Origin of the sequence: Flavobacterium sp. N2820, from assembly GCF_025947285.1 — a bacterium.
Lineage (GTDB): Bacteria > Bacteroidota > Bacteroidia > Flavobacteriales > Flavobacteriaceae > Flavobacterium.
Genome location: NZ_CP110008.1, coordinates 17756 through 35837, shown reverse-complemented (window position 1 = coordinate 35837; position 18082 = coordinate 17756). Strand labels below are relative to the sequence as shown.

18 protein-coding genes are annotated in these 18082 nt (G+C 32.2%); 2 read left to right on the top strand and 16 right to left on the bottom strand.

All coding sequences use genetic code 11. The annotated features are described in order from the left end of the window. Positions 1–9: 9 nt before the first annotated feature. The 12 genes from OLM52_RS00210 to OLM52_RS00155 form a co-directional block, all read right to left on the bottom strand. Positions 10–429 (bottom strand): nitrous oxide reductase accessory protein NosL, encoded by a 420-nt coding sequence (locus tag OLM52_RS00210; protein ID WP_264549154.1) that lies wholly within the window; start codon positions 427–429, stop codon positions 10–12. Next, positions 429–1013 carry a hypothetical protein gene (locus OLM52_RS00205; protein WP_264549153.1) on the bottom strand — a complete coding sequence of 195 codons (585 nt, stop codon included), beginning with the start codon at positions 1011–1013 and terminating at the stop codon, positions 429–431. The genes OLM52_RS00210 and OLM52_RS00205 overlap by 1 nt, the downstream gene beginning before the upstream one ends. Positions 1014–1176: 163 nt before the next feature. Next, positions 1177–3162 carry a Sec-dependent nitrous-oxide reductase gene (gene nosZ, locus OLM52_RS00200; RefSeq protein ID WP_264549152.1) on the bottom strand — a complete coding sequence of 662 codons (1986 nt, stop codon included), beginning with the start codon at positions 3160–3162 and terminating at the stop codon, positions 1177–1179. A 63-nt stretch (positions 3163–3225) separates the two neighbouring features. Beyond that, positions 3226–3705: a c-type cytochrome gene (locus OLM52_RS00195; RefSeq protein ID WP_264549151.1), complete on the bottom strand. Its 480-nt coding sequence runs from the start codon at positions 3703–3705 to the stop codon at positions 3226–3228. A gap of 204 nt (positions 3706–3909) precedes the next feature. Then, the gene (locus tag OLM52_RS00190) at positions 3910–5700 is read right to left on the bottom strand and encodes a hypothetical protein (RefSeq protein ID WP_264549150.1); all 1791 of its coding nucleotides are present in this window, start codon (positions 5698–5700) and stop codon (positions 3910–3912) included. A gap of 121 nt (positions 5701–5821) precedes the next feature. Beyond that, positions 5822–6061, bottom strand: a complete 240-nt coding sequence (locus OLM52_RS00185) for a cytochrome C oxidase subunit IV family protein (protein ID WP_264549149.1) — start codon at positions 6059–6061, stop codon at positions 5822–5824. A gap of 10 nt (positions 6062–6071) precedes the next feature. Continuing rightward, the gene (locus tag OLM52_RS00180; RefSeq protein ID WP_264549148.1) at positions 6072–6644 is read right to left on the bottom strand and encodes a cytochrome c oxidase subunit 3; all 573 of its coding nucleotides are present in this window, start codon (positions 6642–6644) and stop codon (positions 6072–6074) included. Continuing rightward, a complete protein-coding gene (locus tag OLM52_RS00175; protein WP_264549147.1) occupies positions 6635–7603 on the bottom strand; it encodes a DUF438 domain-containing protein in 969 nt (322 codons plus the stop codon). The genes OLM52_RS00180 and OLM52_RS00175 overlap by 10 nt, the downstream gene beginning before the upstream one ends. A 1-nt stretch (position 7604) precedes the next feature. Continuing rightward, a complete protein-coding gene (locus tag OLM52_RS00170; protein ID WP_264549146.1) occupies positions 7605–9371 on the bottom strand; it encodes a nitric oxide reductase activation protein NorD in 1767 nt (588 codons plus the stop codon). Between the two features lie 13 nt (positions 9372–9384). Beyond that, positions 9385–10170 carry a CbbQ/NirQ/NorQ/GpvN family protein gene (locus tag OLM52_RS00165; RefSeq protein WP_264549145.1) on the bottom strand — a complete coding sequence of 262 codons (786 nt, stop codon included), beginning with the start codon at positions 10168–10170 and terminating at the stop codon, positions 9385–9387. Between the two features lie 107 nt (positions 10171–10277). Then, a complete protein-coding gene (locus tag OLM52_RS00160; RefSeq protein ID WP_264549144.1) occupies positions 10278–11615 on the bottom strand; it encodes a cbb3-type cytochrome c oxidase subunit I in 1338 nt (445 codons plus the stop codon). A 16-nt stretch (positions 11616–11631) separates the two neighbouring features. Then, a complete protein-coding gene (locus OLM52_RS00155) occupies positions 11632–12066 on the bottom strand; it encodes a c-type cytochrome (RefSeq protein ID WP_264549143.1) in 435 nt (144 codons plus the stop codon). Positions 12067–12226: 160 nt separating this feature from the next. Between OLM52_RS00155 and ric the strand changes: the two genes are divergently transcribed. Continuing rightward, positions 12227–12949, top strand: a complete 723-nt coding sequence (gene ric / locus OLM52_RS00150) for an iron-sulfur cluster repair di-iron protein (protein ID WP_264549142.1) — start codon at positions 12227–12229, stop codon at positions 12947–12949. A gap of 125 nt (positions 12950–13074) precedes the next feature. Here the strand turns inward: ric and OLM52_RS00145 are convergent, their stop codons facing one another. Genes OLM52_RS00145 through nirK form a run of 4 tightly spaced genes read right to left on the bottom strand, consistent with a single transcriptional unit; the run spans position 13075 to position 17269 of the window. After that, positions 13075–14352 (bottom strand): alginate export family protein, encoded by a 1278-nt coding sequence (locus OLM52_RS00145; protein ID WP_264549141.1) that lies wholly within the window; start codon positions 14350–14352, stop codon positions 13075–13077. A 29-nt stretch (positions 14353–14381) separates the two neighbouring features. After that, entirely contained in the window at positions 14382–14975 is a 594-nt protein-coding gene (locus OLM52_RS00140; protein WP_264549140.1) for an SCO family protein, read from the bottom strand. A 23-nt stretch (positions 14976–14998) separates the two neighbouring features. Further along, positions 14999–15784 (bottom strand): formylglycine-generating enzyme family protein, encoded by a 786-nt coding sequence (locus tag OLM52_RS00135; RefSeq protein WP_319800213.1) that lies wholly within the window; start codon positions 15782–15784, stop codon positions 14999–15001. Between the two features lie 15 nt (positions 15785–15799). Beyond that, positions 15800–17269, bottom strand: a complete 1470-nt coding sequence (nirK, locus tag OLM52_RS00130) for a copper-containing nitrite reductase (protein WP_264549139.1) — start codon at positions 17267–17269, stop codon at positions 15800–15802. A 198-nt stretch (positions 17270–17467) separates the two neighbouring features. Between nirK and OLM52_RS00125 the strand changes: the two genes are divergently transcribed. Next, positions 17468–18079, top strand: a complete 612-nt coding sequence (locus OLM52_RS00125; protein WP_264549138.1) for a TetR/AcrR family transcriptional regulator — start codon at positions 17468–17470, stop codon at positions 18077–18079. Positions 18080–18082 lie beyond the last annotated feature (3 nt).

The window sequence follows — 18082 nt, the reverse complement described above, 5'->3', positions numbered from 1 at the left end:
GATTTGATTTTATTTAATTATTTCACTCCAAGATGTTGGATTTGCTTTATATTTTTCCATTACTGTATTTGCTTCTTCCTCTGTCTTTACTGCAATTATATTGCCACGCATTGGGCTATTAATCTCCCCTCCTTTCGCATAAAAAGCAGTTTCAGCAGAAATCAATATATTATTTTCACTAAAATCATGAATATAAAAAGATTGAATATTTGTTGTTCGATTTTCTTTGTGATAACTAATCATACAATGCATATCATCAAACTTATAAATTCTTCCCTTATTAGTAATTAATTCTGCTCCGAATTTTCCGTCTGAAATTTTCATTTTACAAAACTCACATGCGTCTGAATTTAACTTAATTGGTTCTGCTTCTTTTGTTACACAAGAAACCGATACTAATAAAATTAAAAAATAAGATAACCATTTCATTATGTTGATTTTTTAAATTTGAATTCTTTTAAAACTATTGCAAATAATATCCCCCCAGCAACTATGAGCATCCAACCACCTGTATCTGGTATTGAATAAGCACCAAAATTTAACAATTGCTTATACCCAATTAATGGAGGTTGATAGGCCATGCCTGGCACTTTTATAGCGGCATTTGGATCAAGATTATGTCCATATTCGTAATTCCATCTATAAAAATCAAATCCTGCAAGAATTACAAAGAGTATAAATATTACAAGAAAGCCAAAAACAGCTTTTCTATTGTTAATGAATACTAAAATTAATGAAGTTAATGCAAAAGCACCAAAAATATAAGGAAGAACTGTAAATTCAAAAAAGTTTTCTGAATGTAAAGTTGCCATACCAATGTAGTGATTTAACCCATTTATTATTTCAACATCTCCACCAATTTTATTTGCATGAAGTTGTAACATTAATCCTTCTGGGTATTGTGGAGCATCTAATTCAATTCTCCACATGGGCACAAATAATGAACCAATAAATAATAATCCTATTAGTACTAACAAAACTTTAGAAAGTATTGTTAAATTGTTTTCTTTCATGATTTCTATTTTTATGTTAAAATCATAGATTGTTTCAAATAAATTATTGTAGTTTTTCTTACAATTAGAAAAACAATAATGACTTTTTAATTATAGTTTTAAGTGAAGATTTTTTGTTTTATTGGTTGAAAAAAATTAGGGAGCATTCCTGCTCCCTAAAAAATTATTTTGTTGAAGAAGCTGGTAAATTTGTACCTAAGCTATAACTTATTGGCACATTACTTCCTGCAGGAGAAACTCTAATGTATCCTGACATTTCTTGGTGTAATGCACTACAGAAATCTGTACAATAAAATGGAACAATACCAACCTTAGATGGTTTCCAATTTAAAGTTGCAGTCTCACCTGGCATAATTAGTAATTCAGCTGTTTGTGCTCTTCTAATTGAGAATCCATGAGGAACATCCCAATCTTGTTCAAGGTTTGTAATGTGGAAATATACATCATCTCCTACTTTAATTCCTTCAATATTATCTGGAGAAAAGTGTGAACGAATCATTGTCATGTAAACATGTACTTTATTTCCTTCTCTAACTACTTTTGTTTCCTTTTCACCTTTGGCAACTCTTGGATGTTTATTGTTTTTTAAATCATAAAATTTCAACTGTCCATTATTACGAATCAAATCAGCTGGAGCTGCTTGAGCATAATGTGGTTCTCCAATAGTTGGGAAATCTAATAATAGCTTCATTTTATCACCACTAATATCATATAATTGAGCAGATTGTGTTAATTCTGGGCCAGTTGGTAAATATCTGTCTTTCGTAATTTTGTTATACGCAATTAGATATTTTCCGAAAGGTTTTTTTGAATCACCACCTGGAATACATAAGTGACCTACCGAGTAATAAGTTGGAACTCTATCTAAAACTTTTAATGTTTTAATATCCCATTTCACTACTTCAGAAGATACGAAGAATGTAGTATAAGCATTTCCTTTCCCATCAAACTCAGTATGTAAAGGTCCTAATCCTGGTTTTTGAACTTCTCCATGAAGAACAGAGTTGTATTTTAAAACTGGAATTCCTTCATAATCACCTTCATAATCTTTTTTACCAATAGCTTTTACCATTTTATCAAAGCTAAATACTGGAATTAATGCTGCTAATTTACCAGAACCCACTATATATTCACCTGTTGGGTCAACATCACAACCATGAGGTGATTTCGGGCATGGCATTAAATAACAAATATCTTTCATTGCCATAGCGTCTAAAACTAAAACTTCATCTTTAATTACTGAAGTTCCTGTATGCGTTTCGTCATTCCATGTGTTATGTGCATATTTTGTTTTTTCAATTTTACCTTTACCAGCTTTGATATATTCTTCAGCTTTTTTCCAATTGACAGCCATGATAAAATCTTTATCATTTTGAGAAGCATTTACTTCTAAAAGGGTATTTGCTTGTTCAGAATTGTAGCAAGTGAAGAAAAACCATCCATGAGATTTTCCTTTACCAGCATGGGAAAGGTCAAAATTTACACCTGGTAAACGTAATTGGAAAGATAAATCCATTTTACCAGATTCTTTATCTACTTTAATAAAACTGATGTGAGCTTTAAAATTTTCTTTATACGTATTAATTGGCACATCTCCTTTATCGTAATCCCCAGGTACACCAAAACGTGTTCCAGCAACTACATATTCTGTGTTTTCAGTAATAAAAGGCGAAGAGTGGTTACCAGCAGAGTTTGGTAACTCAATAATTTCTGAAGTTTTAAAACGTTTTAAATCAACTCTTGCGATACGTGGTGTGTTGTTTGCATTAGCAAATATCCATCTACCATCAACTTCACCGTTAGTTTGAGATAACTCTAAGTGATGTTGATCATCCCAAGGAATAAAACCTTCTGAAGTGTTTAACATAGGTTTTGTTTCTTCACTAAACCCCCATCCACTTTCAGGATCAACAGAGAAAATAGGAACAACCTTCAACATTCTACCGCTTGGAAGCCCATAAACACTCATTTGACCACTAAAACCACCAGATACGAAATTATAAAATTCATCGTATTTACCAGGTGCCACATAGACACGTTGGGCAGCATCTCCACTCACGGCATCCCCTGAACTTTTTGGTTTACATGAAGTAACCAAAGCACTTCCTAATACAATTACTAGAATTGCTTGTACAAATTTATTTTTCATGATATATGTAATTAAAATTTGGGATGTTGAGTCACTTTCACCCGATCCAACATCCTTATTCATTTATTTCACACCATCGTTTTGACGCATGTATTCCAAAATTCCTCTGGCTTCATCATCAGAAACACCTTGGTTAGGCATACGAACCAAACAAATCTCAAGTTGAGCTTGCACTTCTGGATCTTTGTCAATCATAGGATCTGGATTGGTAATGAAATTCATAATCCATTGAGGCGTTCTTCTTTCAGTTACGCCTTTCCAACCTGGCCCCACTAATTTTTCATCCGTCATTTTATGACATGATGTACATTTTACACCTGCAACTTCTTCACCTTTTGTTGCCATCGCTTGGTCTAATGTTGCGCCTAATTCAACAGTGTCGAATTTTCCTTCACCACGTTTTGGATCATACGAAGCCGGATCAGCAGCTTCTGTTGTTGCTTCACCTCCACCTGGCTGATAATTGTCTTCAGCAGATGATTCTTTTTTACCACATGCTATAGCTAAAGCAAGAGATAAAACAAGTAAAATTGATTTGTTCATGATATTTTAATATTAAAATTATTACTACAAATTTCTGAAATTGAGCGCTTTAAAAGTATGATTACAATCATAAAAAAGGATGTTTTTATCTTTATTATTAACAATTGTTGAACAAAAAAAGCTGTTTTCAAAAAAATGAAAACAGCCTTTTACAAAAACCTACTTATAAAAATTAAATAACCCTCATTATTAAGTAATTATATTTTAAACCGGAATTGTATTGAATTCTATTTTCTTTAATTGTAATTCCAATTGTAAAATATCATTTTGAATTTTTGAGTTCTTTTCTTGAAAAATCGATTTGTAATATTCAATTCCATCTAAAAGATTTGCTTTAAATGTTTCCCATTTTTTAATTTGTTGAGATGTTATTTCAAACGATTCATTAATTTGGTTCGACAAATACGAAACGTATAAGCCTAATTCTTTTATAAACATATTTGGTCTGTCGGTGTGATTTTCTATTTCTTTTTTTCCGTAAATGTGTTGAATCATCTCTTTTAAAGAAAATTCTCTTGAAAAATATGCCATATTTGGTCCAGGACAAACCACTACTCCTTGTGCTTGACCCTTAATTGGGATACCTAATTCGATATGACTAGCATTTGCTAATCCCACACACAAACAAGATTTTTCAGTGATTGAATTGTATTCTTTTGTGTAAGCTTCGAAGGAAATACTATTGCGTTTTGCTTCTAGTTCTTCTATTTTCTTGTCTTGATGTTTTTTTGATGCCGAACAAGTGCCTTCTTTTTTATATTCTTTACTTAACGCTAAATATTTTTTCGGACACGAACTTCCTGCTTTTCCTGAAGTGATGCGTTGACTTTTATAAAAATCATTTGTCATACCTTTAATCGTATTGAACGGAACACCTAAAGGCGAAATGTTACTCAAATACAAATCTTTTTCTTTGGCGTCGGCTAACAATTTTCTGGTTTCTATATCAACTGAAGTGGCTTCTGGAACTAAAAGAAATGGTGAACCCCAACCCACAGCATCCACTTGATAATGATCTAATAAAAACTGGTGTTCTTCCGCTGTTCCAACTCCTCCTTGAACTGTGATTTTTAAAATAGGTGGTTCGTTTGGAACTGTTTTATTCTTTGATGCTAGAGCATTAATAAATAGTTTATATGCCGATTGAATCAATTCGTCTTTCTTGTTTTTAAATTCTTCTAGAATTGGACCTAATAAAAATCCATCTGTTGCGAATGCGTGTCCGCCACAGTTTAGTCCTGATTCTATTCGATACTCAGAAACCCAAAGTCCTTTTTTAGCTAAAAAATTTCCTTGAATCATCGCCGAACGAAAATCACTCACTTTTAGAATAATTTTCTTCTGAAATTGTCCGTTTGTATTCGGATAAAAGGCATTAAAAGTTTCCATATAACTGTACAATCTCGGATTCATTCCAGCAGAAAAAACTACAGATGAATTTGTAATACTGTTTACAAATCCTCTTAAAGCCGCATGTGCATCGTTATAGATTACAGGCAATTGTTCGTCATCAATAAAATTATCCTTGTCGATTTTCGTCATGATATTCACATCAATACTTCCTGGATTAAAATGATTGTCAAGAATCGTTTTTAATTCAATTATGTTGTTTTTTCCTGAATCGATTAAATGATCTAACTTGATTTTCAATTCAGAAGTTGTTGGCAAAATGGCCATAAAATCTTCTAATTGCGTTCTTTTCTCTACCAATTCCGATTTGAATGCTTCGAACTTTTGAGTAACAACTGTATCGAGTAAATTCAAGTAATTTGTTATTCTTTTAGCTCTAAAATCATCTACTTTTTGTGAAATTTCTTCATAAGGTTGCTTGAATTTTTCGGCATAAAAAGCGGTCATTTTTTCAATCAAATCGTCATCCATAATAGAAATTACAGAATCGATTCCGTATTGCGCCACTCGCACTGGGCTATCAATAGTGAAAGCTAATCCCATAACTGGAATATGAAATGTGTGTATGTTTTTTTGTAATGTCATATTGTTTTCTTTGTTAATTTTTTGGATTCTATATATTTCTTAACAAAATAAATAGTGATAAATAAAATACTATCCATCAGATTAATATATGATTATAATCATGCTTTAAAAATTGGAAATTTTAAAGTAAAATAACTAAAATGATTCCCATCAAACCGCCAAAACTTAAAATCAAATATTTCCAAAAAGGATGTGCTTTTTTTAATTCCATAAATTGAAAAGCTACCAACCAAAACTTGATTAAAGCTAAAGTCACAACCGTTGTTACCATAATTTCTGCACTTACATTAAATGCAAAAAAAGCAGTAATTAAAGTCAGTGTCAACAACAAAATAAACGTAGAAGAAATCGCATCTTTCATAATCTAACATTTAAAAAAGTAAATAAAGTACAGGAAATAAAAGCAACCAAATTAAATCACACATATGCCAAAAAGTAGTACTGGCTTCAATATCTTCAAAGGATGCTTCGGTTTGTTTTTTTCTGATAGAAAAAGTAATTACTAATAAAATTACCAATCCCACCAAAACATGTATAAAATGAAAACCTGTTAACAACCAATAAAATCTAAAAAACGAATTGTAATCCATGTGTAATCCGGCTTCTAATTTTTCGTAATATTCAAATGATTTTAAAACTAAAAAACCAAGACCTCCAATCATTGCACAAATAAAATAAAACAAAGTTTTTTTTATGTTAGCGGTTTTAAAAAAGTGAATTCCTTTAGCCACAAAAAAACCACTAGTTAACAACAGAATCGTATTTATAGTTCCAATTGTTTTATTTAGTTTTAAGCTACTACTGTGAAACAATTCACGCTCTTCCGAACCGTAATATGCTAATGCTAAAATTGCCATTCCGAAAGTGATGAGTTCTAAGTAAATGATTATCCATATTAAAATCCCTCCTGGTGGATAGTATATTGATTTTGTGTTTATTTCCATTCTAACAATCGTTTTTCGCCATCAATTTGCTTGATTTCGGTGATGTCTTGTGACATTTCGATTACGCCTTTGTATTTTTTTTGTTCATCTCTAACTGCGAAATAGCGAATGTAAATCAGACGTTCTTTATAATTTATCCAGAAGGATGCTTCATTTTTTTCTCCTTTTCTAAAGGCTTCTAAAATTTGTAAAACGGTATCTACACTTTTCGGTGGATGACAAAAACGAACTTCTCTTCCAATAATTCCGGCACTTCTAGGAAACACACGTTCTTCACCTCGATTGTAGAAAATCACTTTATCGTTTTCATCTACATAAGTTAAATCAATAGGTAACGTTTTGAACATTAAGTTTACTTGTTCTACTGTCATATATCCTTCATCGTAATGCGCTGCTTTTTCGTCAAAAACAACATCCGTTCTTCGTTCCATATCTTGTGATGGATGAATGTATTCCGATTCTTTTGGGAATTTTGGCAGCGCTTCGGCTAACATCCAACCAATTTCTTCTTCTCCTTTTCGCATTTTAATCCAATCATTTTCTGATAACATATCTAAAGCATTCGGAAACAAAACATTTTCTTCTACTTCCAGTAAACGATATAAATTTTGAGATATTAAATTGGTATTATGTTTGGCTGAAGTATAATCTTGGTCTTCCAAATTTTTTCTAACAATGCGAAACATTTCTCTTATGGTATCATGAAACGACCACATATTATGAGATGGTCCTGTCCAACCTTTTTGTTCTAAAAACGGAAATAATTGATTTTCTTTTCTTTCAAAACGTTTTTCTACTGTTGCTAAATGATTAAAAACATTATAGAATTTCTGAAATTCTTCTTTTGGATTAATCCCGTTTAATTCTTCCAATAATTGATGTATTAAATCGGTTTCCACGAAATAAGTATGAATGGGATGTCCTTCAATCACGTTTGTATGTGTTTCTGATGTTGACATTTTATTGATGTTTGATTTTCTCATAAAGTTTTACCAATGATTTCAGCAAAGCGTCAGGAGATGTTAATATTTGATAATGATTTTGACCGAACATTTGCGGTAAATAATATTTGGCTTGCGCTTCGATGGCTAAGGCGTACGAATTAATTTTTCGTTCGTTTAGTTCTCGTAATGCTTGTTTGATGTCTTGAATACCGTGTTGACCTTCGTATTTATCGTAATCGTTTGGTTTTCCATCGGAAAGAACGATAATCCATTTATTTTTGGCATCCAATTGATCCATTCGTGCTCCTGCATGACGTAAAGCAGGACCAATTCGAGTGTAGCCATTAGGTTCTATCGCTCCGATTTTATGTTTAGCTTTGTTCCAACTTTCATTGAAATCTTTCAAAGTGAGATAGGTCGTGAAATTTCTGGTTTTGGAATAAAATCCGTCAATCGCAAAATCAATGTCGAACTCATGTAGAATTTCTCCAAATAAAATAGATACTTCTTTTTCTACATCAATCACCCGATTTCCTGCGGCATAACCATCGCTTGAAAGACTAATGTCTAGCAAAACCAAAATTGCAATGTCCTTGTTTTTCTTTCTTTGTGATAAATAAATACGTTCGTCTGGCGATTTTCCAGAATGAATATCGGTATATAAATCGGTTAACGCGTCTAAATCAAAAGCATCACCTTGTAATTGTCTTCGTTGTTGTTGCATTTTATTATTCACGCTAGTAAGCATCTTTCGTAAACCATTCAAAGTGGTTTTATACTTTGCCATCGTGTTTTTATAATAATTTGCGTGTGTTTTAAGTTGGGTTTTCGGATATACTTTACAGAAATCGGTTAAGTAATTTCGTTTTTTAAAATCCCACTCATTGTATTTTAAATGAAAGCCTTTTTCATCTACCTCAGCACTTTCGGTTATAGAAGTATTTTCGACAAAATCAGCTTGATATACGGAATGTACCATATCATCCACACGAACGGTGAATCGCATGTTCATTTCTTCTAACGCTTCTTGATGTTGTTCTAAATCATCGGCACCATCAAAATCGCGCCAATTTCCGTTGAATTCTTCCGCAGTTTCAATTTTCTCAAAACTGTGCATTAACACGTAATCTTCTTGTTGTTTTTTGTCAATCGTAAGCGATTCAATTTCTTCTACAGCTTTAGCATGAAGTGTGGTTTCGGCTACAACGTTATTTTGGATTTTTTTTGTGGCGTCATCAAAGTTTTTCAACACATTTTCGTCTTCCACTTCGGGTGTGTTTTTCATCCATTTTCCGTACAACCAAAAATAATCAACGGTATGGTCTTTTTTATTAACTGGCAATTTTGGCACTGCATCATAATAAAACTCTTGCATGGATGGATAATCTTCAAACATTTTTCCAATAACTAATGGGGCAGTTTCAAAGGCTTTTTCTAAAGAAAGTTCAGTTGAAATGTCTTGATTATCCCAATTCAAATTCAACTGTTTTTGAACACTCAAATACACGGTTCTAAAAAAATAGAATTTTAGGTTTTCCTCTTTTGTTGGAAATAATGAGCAATTAATTGGAAGGAAAAAGTTTTGGTTTTTATAGCCTCCTTCACGTTCGGCAGGAAAAATTTCGATTGGGGTACCAGAAATGGCTCTCGCAAAAATTGTTAATCGGGGTTTAATTTCGGACAAGCTGATTTGACGGCTAAGGATTTCAACATCATTTAGTCGTTTATTTTTAAAGTATTTAAGTACTTTTTTATAAATAATCTCATCTAATTCAAAGCCCATTTTTTCAATTCTTTTAAATCATTAAGTCACATAAATCTTTTAAGGCTTCAATGGTTTCAGACTCGTCTGTTAAAGGTTCTACCACTGCTACGTGAACGGCTAATCTTTTTGACAAACCGTTATGTATCAATTTGGCAGCGTCAACTAATAATCGGGTGGAAACGGTTTCGGTTAAACCTAATTCGGTAAGATTTCTAATTTTTGTCCCGATAGCGACTAACTTTTGAGCAATATCGGCTTCAATTCCTGTTTCGTTAGTTAAAATTTCCATCTCAACTTTCGGATTTGGATAATCGAACGAAATCGCAACAAATCGTTGACGGGTTGACGGTTTCAGTTCTTTAAATCCTTTTTGATATCCTGGATTAAATGAAGCAACTAATAGAAAATCGGGATGTGCTTTGATGGTTTCTCCTAATTTATCAATAAAAAGTTCTCTTCTATGATCGGTTAAAGAGTGAATGGCTACGATGACATCAGGACGTGCTTCGGCAACTTCATCTAAATATAAAATGAATCCGTTTTTTACGGCTATCGATAACGGTCCATCAATCCAAATGGTTTCTGCTCCTTTAATGATGAAACGTCCAATTAAATCGGTTGCTGAAGTTTCTTCGTGGCAACTTACGGTGACTAATGTTTTGTTTAATTCATTCGCCATATATTCGATAAAACGTGACTTTCCTGAACCTGTCGGCCCTTTCAATAATAAAGGCAATTGCAATTGGTTAATCTGATTGAAAACTTCAATTTCTGAACCTACTGCTTTATAAAATATAGTTTTTTCTGCTACTATCATGACAATCTATTTTAAAAAAACCGAAACCAAATGCTGGCAGCGACAACTCTGGGCACTTGGTCTCGGTTAGCTATTAATTTTAAATTTCTAACCAAAATAATTAATAACTATTCTTCTTTTACAAGTGCTTCATCTGTGGGTTTACCATACTTGATAAACTCAATAATGAATAATGTAATTCCTGTTGTAAAAAGTGTTGCACAAAGCAGTAACACTACGAAGTGAATTGCAATTTCATTTTGAACATCCATGAAATCTAATTTCATTTTGCGTTCTAAATATACTTGAGCTACACCTGCAACTCCAAAAGCTACTGTCATTCCTAACATTCCCACATTTGACAACCAAAAAGCCATATGACCACTTGTATTGTTGTAGCGTTTTCTTCCTGTTAAATTAGGCAACGCATAGCTAATTATTGCTAAAACAATCATAGCATACGCACCCCAGAATGCATAGTGTCCGTGCATTGCTGTTACTAATGTTCCGTGTGTGTAAAGATTCGTTTGTGGTAATGTATGTGCAAATCCTAATAGCCCAGCTCCTACAAAAGATACAATAGAAGCACCGATAGTCCAAAACAAAGCAATTTTGTTTGGATGTGATTTTTCACCTTTTCGGTACATATAAACTGCAAACAATGCCATCGCTAAGAACGCTAAAGGCTCTAATGCTGAGAAAATTCCACCTACAATTAACCAAATTTTATTCACTCCTATGTAATAGTAATGGTGACCTGTCCCTAATAAACCTGAAAGAAACGTTAATCCTACAATTACATATAACCATTTTTCAATAACTTCTCTATCAACACCAGTAAGTTTAATTAATAAGTATGATAAAATACCTCCCATGATTAGTTCCCAAACTCCTTCAACCCATAAATGCACTACCCACCAACGGAAGAATGAATCAGTTACTTGGCTATCGAACCAAATCATACCTGGTAAGTATAATAAAGCGGCAAAAACCAATCCCATCGTCAAAACTAAAGAAGTTGTTGTTCGTCTTTCTGCTTTGTATAAAGTGGTAAGGATTAATCCCAAAAACAACAAAACATTAATAACAACCAAAATATCTAATTCTCTTGGAATTTCAAGGAATTTTCTACCTTCCCAAATATTAAAGTGATACCCAACGATAGCTAAAACTCCTACAACTGCAAGGGAAATCAACTGTACATAAGCCAATTTCACATTGACTAATTCTCGTTGCGCTTCTTCAGGAATAATATAATATGCAGCTCCCATGAAACCGGTTAACAACCAAACTACTAATAAATTAGTATGAACTGCTCTCGCTGTATTGAACGGAATAAAATCGTGAAGACCATCCATTCCGATTCGGGAAAAGCCCATAATAAAACCATAGATAATTTGTAATGCAAATAATAACATGCATAATCCAAAGAACCAATACGCTACTTTTTGTGATTTATATTTCATAACTCTATATTTTGGATTATTTTTTGTCTTTAGCTAAAGGAGAAACCACTCGATCAAAACCATTCAAATCAATGTTGCCAATCCATTTAAAGTAAGCAACCATTGCTTCTGCATCGGCATCATTCATTTCGTATTTAACCATTTTTCTGCCTTTTGGCCCCCAAGGAACAGGAGATTGTAAAACGGCTTTTACATAGCCTTCTCCTCTTCTTTCTATAACTTTTGTTAATTCAGGAGCATAATACGCACCTTCACCAAGTATGGTATGACAACCCATACAATTATTCGATTCCCAAATTTCTTTACCCCGAATAACTTTTGCATCAATCTTATCATGATAAGTTTGATCATTTTTAGGCATAAACGAATAGATAGTTAAACCAATAAAAACTAAAAAAGTAACTACTGTTCCACCTAAAAAAAATGTTCGTGCTTGTGATTTTGATAACATATTTTAGATATTAGTTAAAAATAATTTATAATAAAAGATGTTTTTATCCTTTAATGTATGGCAAAATAACCAACAATAAAAAACATAAAATATGATTAGAATCATATAATAAAATATTAATTAAGGATAATTTTGTCTCTTATTAATTAAATACTGTATTATGGTTATAGATTCAAACAAAACAATAGGAACAATAGTGGCAGACGATTATAGAACTGCAAGTGTTTTTAGTCAACGAGGTATCGATTTTTGTTGTAAAGGAAACCGAACTATTGACGAGGTATGTACGAAAAAAGGAATTGATAAATTTTTACTTTTAGAAGAATTAGAAAGGGCTACTTTAAACAATAACAATCAAATTATAGATTTTAAATCTTGGGAATTGGATTTACTAATTGATTATATTGAGAAAAAGCACCACCGTTATGTAGAAGAGAAAATCCCACAATTACTTTCGTTCTTAATCAAGCTAGAGCAAGTACATGGTGAAAAACATCCAGAGCTTTTCGAGATTAAAAAATTATTCAAAAGAAGCGCAGATGAGTTAACACAACATATGAAAAAAGAAGAATTAATTTTGTTTCCATTTGTTAAAAAGATGGTAGAAGCCAATAGAAATAATCAGGCAATAAGCAATCCAGGATTTGGTTCGGTAACTAACCCAATTGCTATGATGATGGAGGAACATGAAAATGAAGGTGAACGATTTGAAAAAATTGTGGAATTATCAAACAATTACACTCCCCCTGCTGAAGCATGCAACACTTACAAAGTAACATTTCAAATGTTACAAGAATTTGAAGCGGATTTACATACGCACATTCATTTAGAAAATAATATTTTATTTCCGAGTGCCATTGTTTTACAAAATAAGTTTTATTAGTTAATTAGGTTCTTTAAACGGAGTCGTTTTGCCAAACAGAGCGACTCTTTTTAAAGTAAAAGGACTGCTAATGTATTTTAGCAGTCCTTTTTTAATTAAAAATAACCCATTTATAATTAATCAACCTATTTTTTATATGTAAACAATTGTGGATTAAATGATACGATTACCCATGCCCAATTGTTGCAATTACTGTTATTCCCTCTTTTTAAGACTTCCATAGTATTACTAGCATACATTTCAGAAACGCCACCTGTAATCACAAAGTTTTTATCCACTTTATAAGATACTGTTACATCAATTTCAGTTCCTAAATAATTGTCTTGTTTTTCTAAAGTTGTCATGTTGTAAACTGATGCCGTACTATAAAATAAGTGAGGAGATAACGTTACTTGCCATCTGTTCTTGTCGTAAATGAATTTGGTATAAAAATCTTGTAATCCAACGGAATTTTTATGATTTCCGACGTAGAAATAATCCATTAAACCATTGAAGCCGTGATTGGTTCCAAATAATGGTGTAAATGATTTTACTCTAATATCGGTATCATTTTGATCTTTACCTGATAAATATTCGAAGCCTAATTCGCCTTTAAATAGAGCTGTGAATTTGTATCCTAAATTAAATCCCGCATAATACGCACAAATATCTACCTTATCATTAGTTACAGCAGCTTCACCTGTTTGAGCATACAAACCGAAATCACCATAGAATTTTGAAACATTCCATTTTCCATAAGTTCCAAGAGTTTGCAAATAGGCTACTTGAAATCTATTTTTAGTCAAATTTTCATATTGATAGCCGTTATTCAGTGCTAAAAAGCTTAAACTAAGTTTTGAAAATTTTTGGTTGAACCAAATAAACTGCATGTTTTTATAATTCGTAACATAAGCGGATTCATAAAAAGCTTCGTTGTTGTTATTCAACGCTACACCGAAATCCAATTGATAGTTATTTTTCTTATTGGTAACTAAAACTGCATCATGACTTTGACCTTGTTGTAACCAGTCGATTCCTCCCATGATTCTTTGATTGTCATATGAAAGAACTTGCCGACCAAATTTAGCTGTCCAATTCGTATTGAAATCATACGAAATCCAAGATTCAAATAATGCTACTCCGTTTTTATCTGATGAAGAAGTTGTAGCCACATCCCCCCAAACTCTAACGTTTTGAAAGGATAAATTGGCTTTAAATTTCTCTTGTTTGTAGAAAAAATTCACACGCGAACGTTGGGAAACAAACGAAGTTGGATATAACTCATCTTTCATTAATTCTTTGAATCCGTTTCGGTATTCAAATCGAGGTCTAATTTGTAGGTTGACATCTAACTGTTGAGCAAAAGAGCCTACTGTCGAAATTGCAAAAGCAAGTGCAACTAGAATTTTATTTTGAAGTTTCATGTTTTATTGGATTTTGCGGAAAGCTACTGCTACTCTATTTTAGCTGCTTCATCTTTGATTTTTGAAACCGTTTTATCGTAACTGACTCCCAAGCCTTCTTGTTGGAATGCCAATTCCCCTTCCGCATTAAATACACTTATGATATTGGAATGTGAAAAATCTATTGGAGATATTTTTTTATAATTTACTGCCAAAACTGCAGCGAATTCTCTGGTATTTTCTTCATTTGAACGCAAGAAAACCCATTGATTTCCTGTCATTTTATTTTCGATAGAGAATTCTTTCAAACGTTTTGGAGTGTCAACTATTGGGTCAATACTTACTAAAACCAATTGAACTTTATCTTTGTATTCTTTTGGAATTTTAGATTCAATATTTCGCATATCAGCTACTAATCTTGGGCAAGCTGATTTGCATGAAGTATAAATCATCACCATAACTAATACTTTTCCTCTTAATTCTTTGAGTTCAATATCTTTTCCGTCTTGATTTGTCCATTTTTCAGGCAAATTATAAATTGACAAATCGGTTATAGGTTTATCTTTTATATCTTGTTTTTCTTCTTTTGAATTGCATCCTAAAATAAAAAGAGAGGCAATTACTAGTAAAATCATTTTTTTCATAACTTATTTTTTTAATTGAAAACTCAATCAGAAATGTTTTTGGCACATCTGAAGCCTAAATTTTTTGTAGTATAATTCGCTTTTATACTGGCTCTAAAAGCATAGCGCATAAAAGCGGCATAATTCATTAAATCGGTTGCATTGACAGAACCGCTTCCACAGAATAAATCTTTATCAGTATCTTTATCTTTTCTAGATTCGCCTGATAAAAAAATACTGTTAAAATCGAAAGTCCATTCCCAAACTAATCCATGTATATCGTAAACACCCCAATAATTTTTGAATGTTTTTCCTACTGAATTATTATACGTTTTATTTTTCTCGTACCAACTCAAAATATACTTATTGAACTCTTCTTTAGTTCTGGCATCTTTTCTTCTTTCGTCAGCCATGGCAACATATTCCCATTCGTCTAATGTTGGTAGTCTTTTACCTTGACATTCACAATATTCTTTTGCTGCAAACCAAGACACATTTGTAACTGGTGCATTTGAATTTAAATTCCCAAAACTCAAATCTCCACTCCATTCATATAAATAAGTAGTATTAGCAAATAATCGTTTAATTTTAGACTTTCTATAATTTGGATTTAATTTAGTAAACTCTAAATAATCTTGATTTGTAACAGGATAAACATCTAAGAAGAAAGATTGAATTTTAACTGGTTTTTTATCTGCTGTTCCATATAAAGGAACGTAACTTCCAGCACCTATAGTTACCATATCTTCAGGCGCCTGAGAAAAAGAAATGGAAACCCAAAATAATAAAATTAGGCAGTGGTGAAATCGTTTAATAAATTGAGTTTCCATTATTTAATTTTTGTATTAATGTATGTCATTATTAGTCTTTGGAGCTGGTTTTGCTCTCTGTGTCTTAACCATTTCTGGAGAAACTTTCATTTTGTTATTTCCCCAACTGTTGTATACATAAGTTAAAACATCTGAAATTTCTTGATCCGTAAGGTTTTGACTTGTCATTACGGAATTAAATTTTTTACCATTAACTGTAATTTCGCCACTTAACCCATGAAGTACTGCATTTATCGCTCTATTTGAGTCAGCATTTAAGAAATCAGATTTAGCTAAAGGAGGGAAAGCAGATGGGATACCTTGACCTTCTGATTGGTGACATGCAAAACAAGTTCTTGAATAAATGTTTTTACCATCTGTCATTTGTTGTGCAAGTGTTTTATTCATCACAACGTCATTTCCTTTTCCGGATTTTGGCATATTTTGAATAGTACCTCCTTCTGGATGATAAATTCCCTCTTGAGTTGTTCCTGAATAAATTTTAGAATTTTCGGCACCTTCAACTTTTAACATTCCTAAGGCTCCTTTATTGAATGCTCTAAAAATAGAGTGGTCTACTAAAATAAATGTTCCAGGAACATCCACTTTAAACTCTACAATAGCTGAACCACCAGCAGGAATTAAAGTAGTTTGCACATTTTTGTTGATCATGTCACCACCTTCTATATGTACTTTATCAAAAATTTCACCAATAACATGAAAGGATGAAACTAAGTTTGGACCACCATTACCCATGTAAATTCTAACTGTTTCTCCTACTTTAGCGGTTAAAGCTTTATCACCTGTTAAAGCACCTACTTTTCCGTTAAAGACTACGTAATCTGCATGCTCATCTACTGCTTTTGTCATGTCAAAAGGTTGCATTCCTGGTTCTCCATATTTACCTTTCGTATAAAAATCACCTTGCATTACGTAGTATTCTTTGTCAACTGGAGGTAGACCACCTTCCGGTTCCACCAAAATTAAACCATACATTCCGTTAGCAATGTGCATTCCCACTGGAGCTGTTGCACAATGGTACACATACAATCCAGGATTAATACATTTAAAGTTAAATGTTTTTTCATGGCCTGGTGCTACTAATGAAGAAGCAGCTCCTCCGCCAGGTCCTGTAACCGCATGTAAATCGATGTTGTGAGGCAATTTGTTGTCTGGGTGATTTTTTAATGTAAATTCTACTTCGTCACCCACCCTTGTTCTAATGAAACTTCCTGGTACGCTGCCTCCAAAAGTCCAGTAAACATATTTTACACCGTCAGCCATTTCACCTTCGATTTCTTTAATTTCCATGTTTACTATTAATTTTTTTGCAGAACGATCTCCAACTGGCTTGGGTACAAATGGAGGAGCTGTTAATTCTGCAATCATTTCATCACCAACTGAAATATCAGCATAGTTAGAATTTTTGTCGTTGTTCTGTTTACATGCAATAATTGTGATACAAGCTACAAATACAACAATAGATTTTTTAATAAGATTACTCATGATAAAAGTTTTAGTTTTTTTTTGGTTATAAACAGTTTTTTATTACTGTTTTATGAAACAAATTTAAAAGACAAAAACATCCTTTAATATGACAAAAGTCATGTTTGACAAAAAGTTAAAAAAAAACTAAAAAAGATTATTCTAAAAATAAATAATTACATTTGTTAACCAAATGGTTAAACTATATAATTAAACAATATGGATAAAATTAAAACTGAAAATACAGAAACTGAAATATTAATAGCTGCAAAAGAAATATTTCAGCAAAAAGGGATGTCAGGTGCAAGAATGCAAGAAATAGCAGATAAAGCAAAAATTAATAAAGCATTGTTGCATTATTATTATAGAAGCAAACAATTATTATTTGAAGCCGTTTTCAAAAGTGCTTTTTCACTTTTAGCACCGCAATTAAATAAAGTGCTAAATGATGATAGTGACTTATTTGAAAAAATACGAAAGTTCACTGAAAATTATGTTTCGTTTGTGATCAAACATCCCTATTTGCCAAATTTTGTAATACAAGAATTAAATAAAAATCCCGAATTTGTCCAAAAACTACGCTCTGAAAAAAATTTTCCTTCCATTGAAAAATTTAAACTTCAAGTAAGTGATGCCATAAATCAAGGAATCATTAAACCAATCGAAGCCGAACAGTTATTTATTAATATTATCTCTTTAAACATTTTTCCTTTCATCGGAGAACCTCTATTAATGGCGCTTGTTAATGTAGATAAAGAAAGCTACAATATACTACTAGAAAATAGAAAAACGGAAGTGGCAGAGTTTATCATTAATTCAATAAAAATATAAATT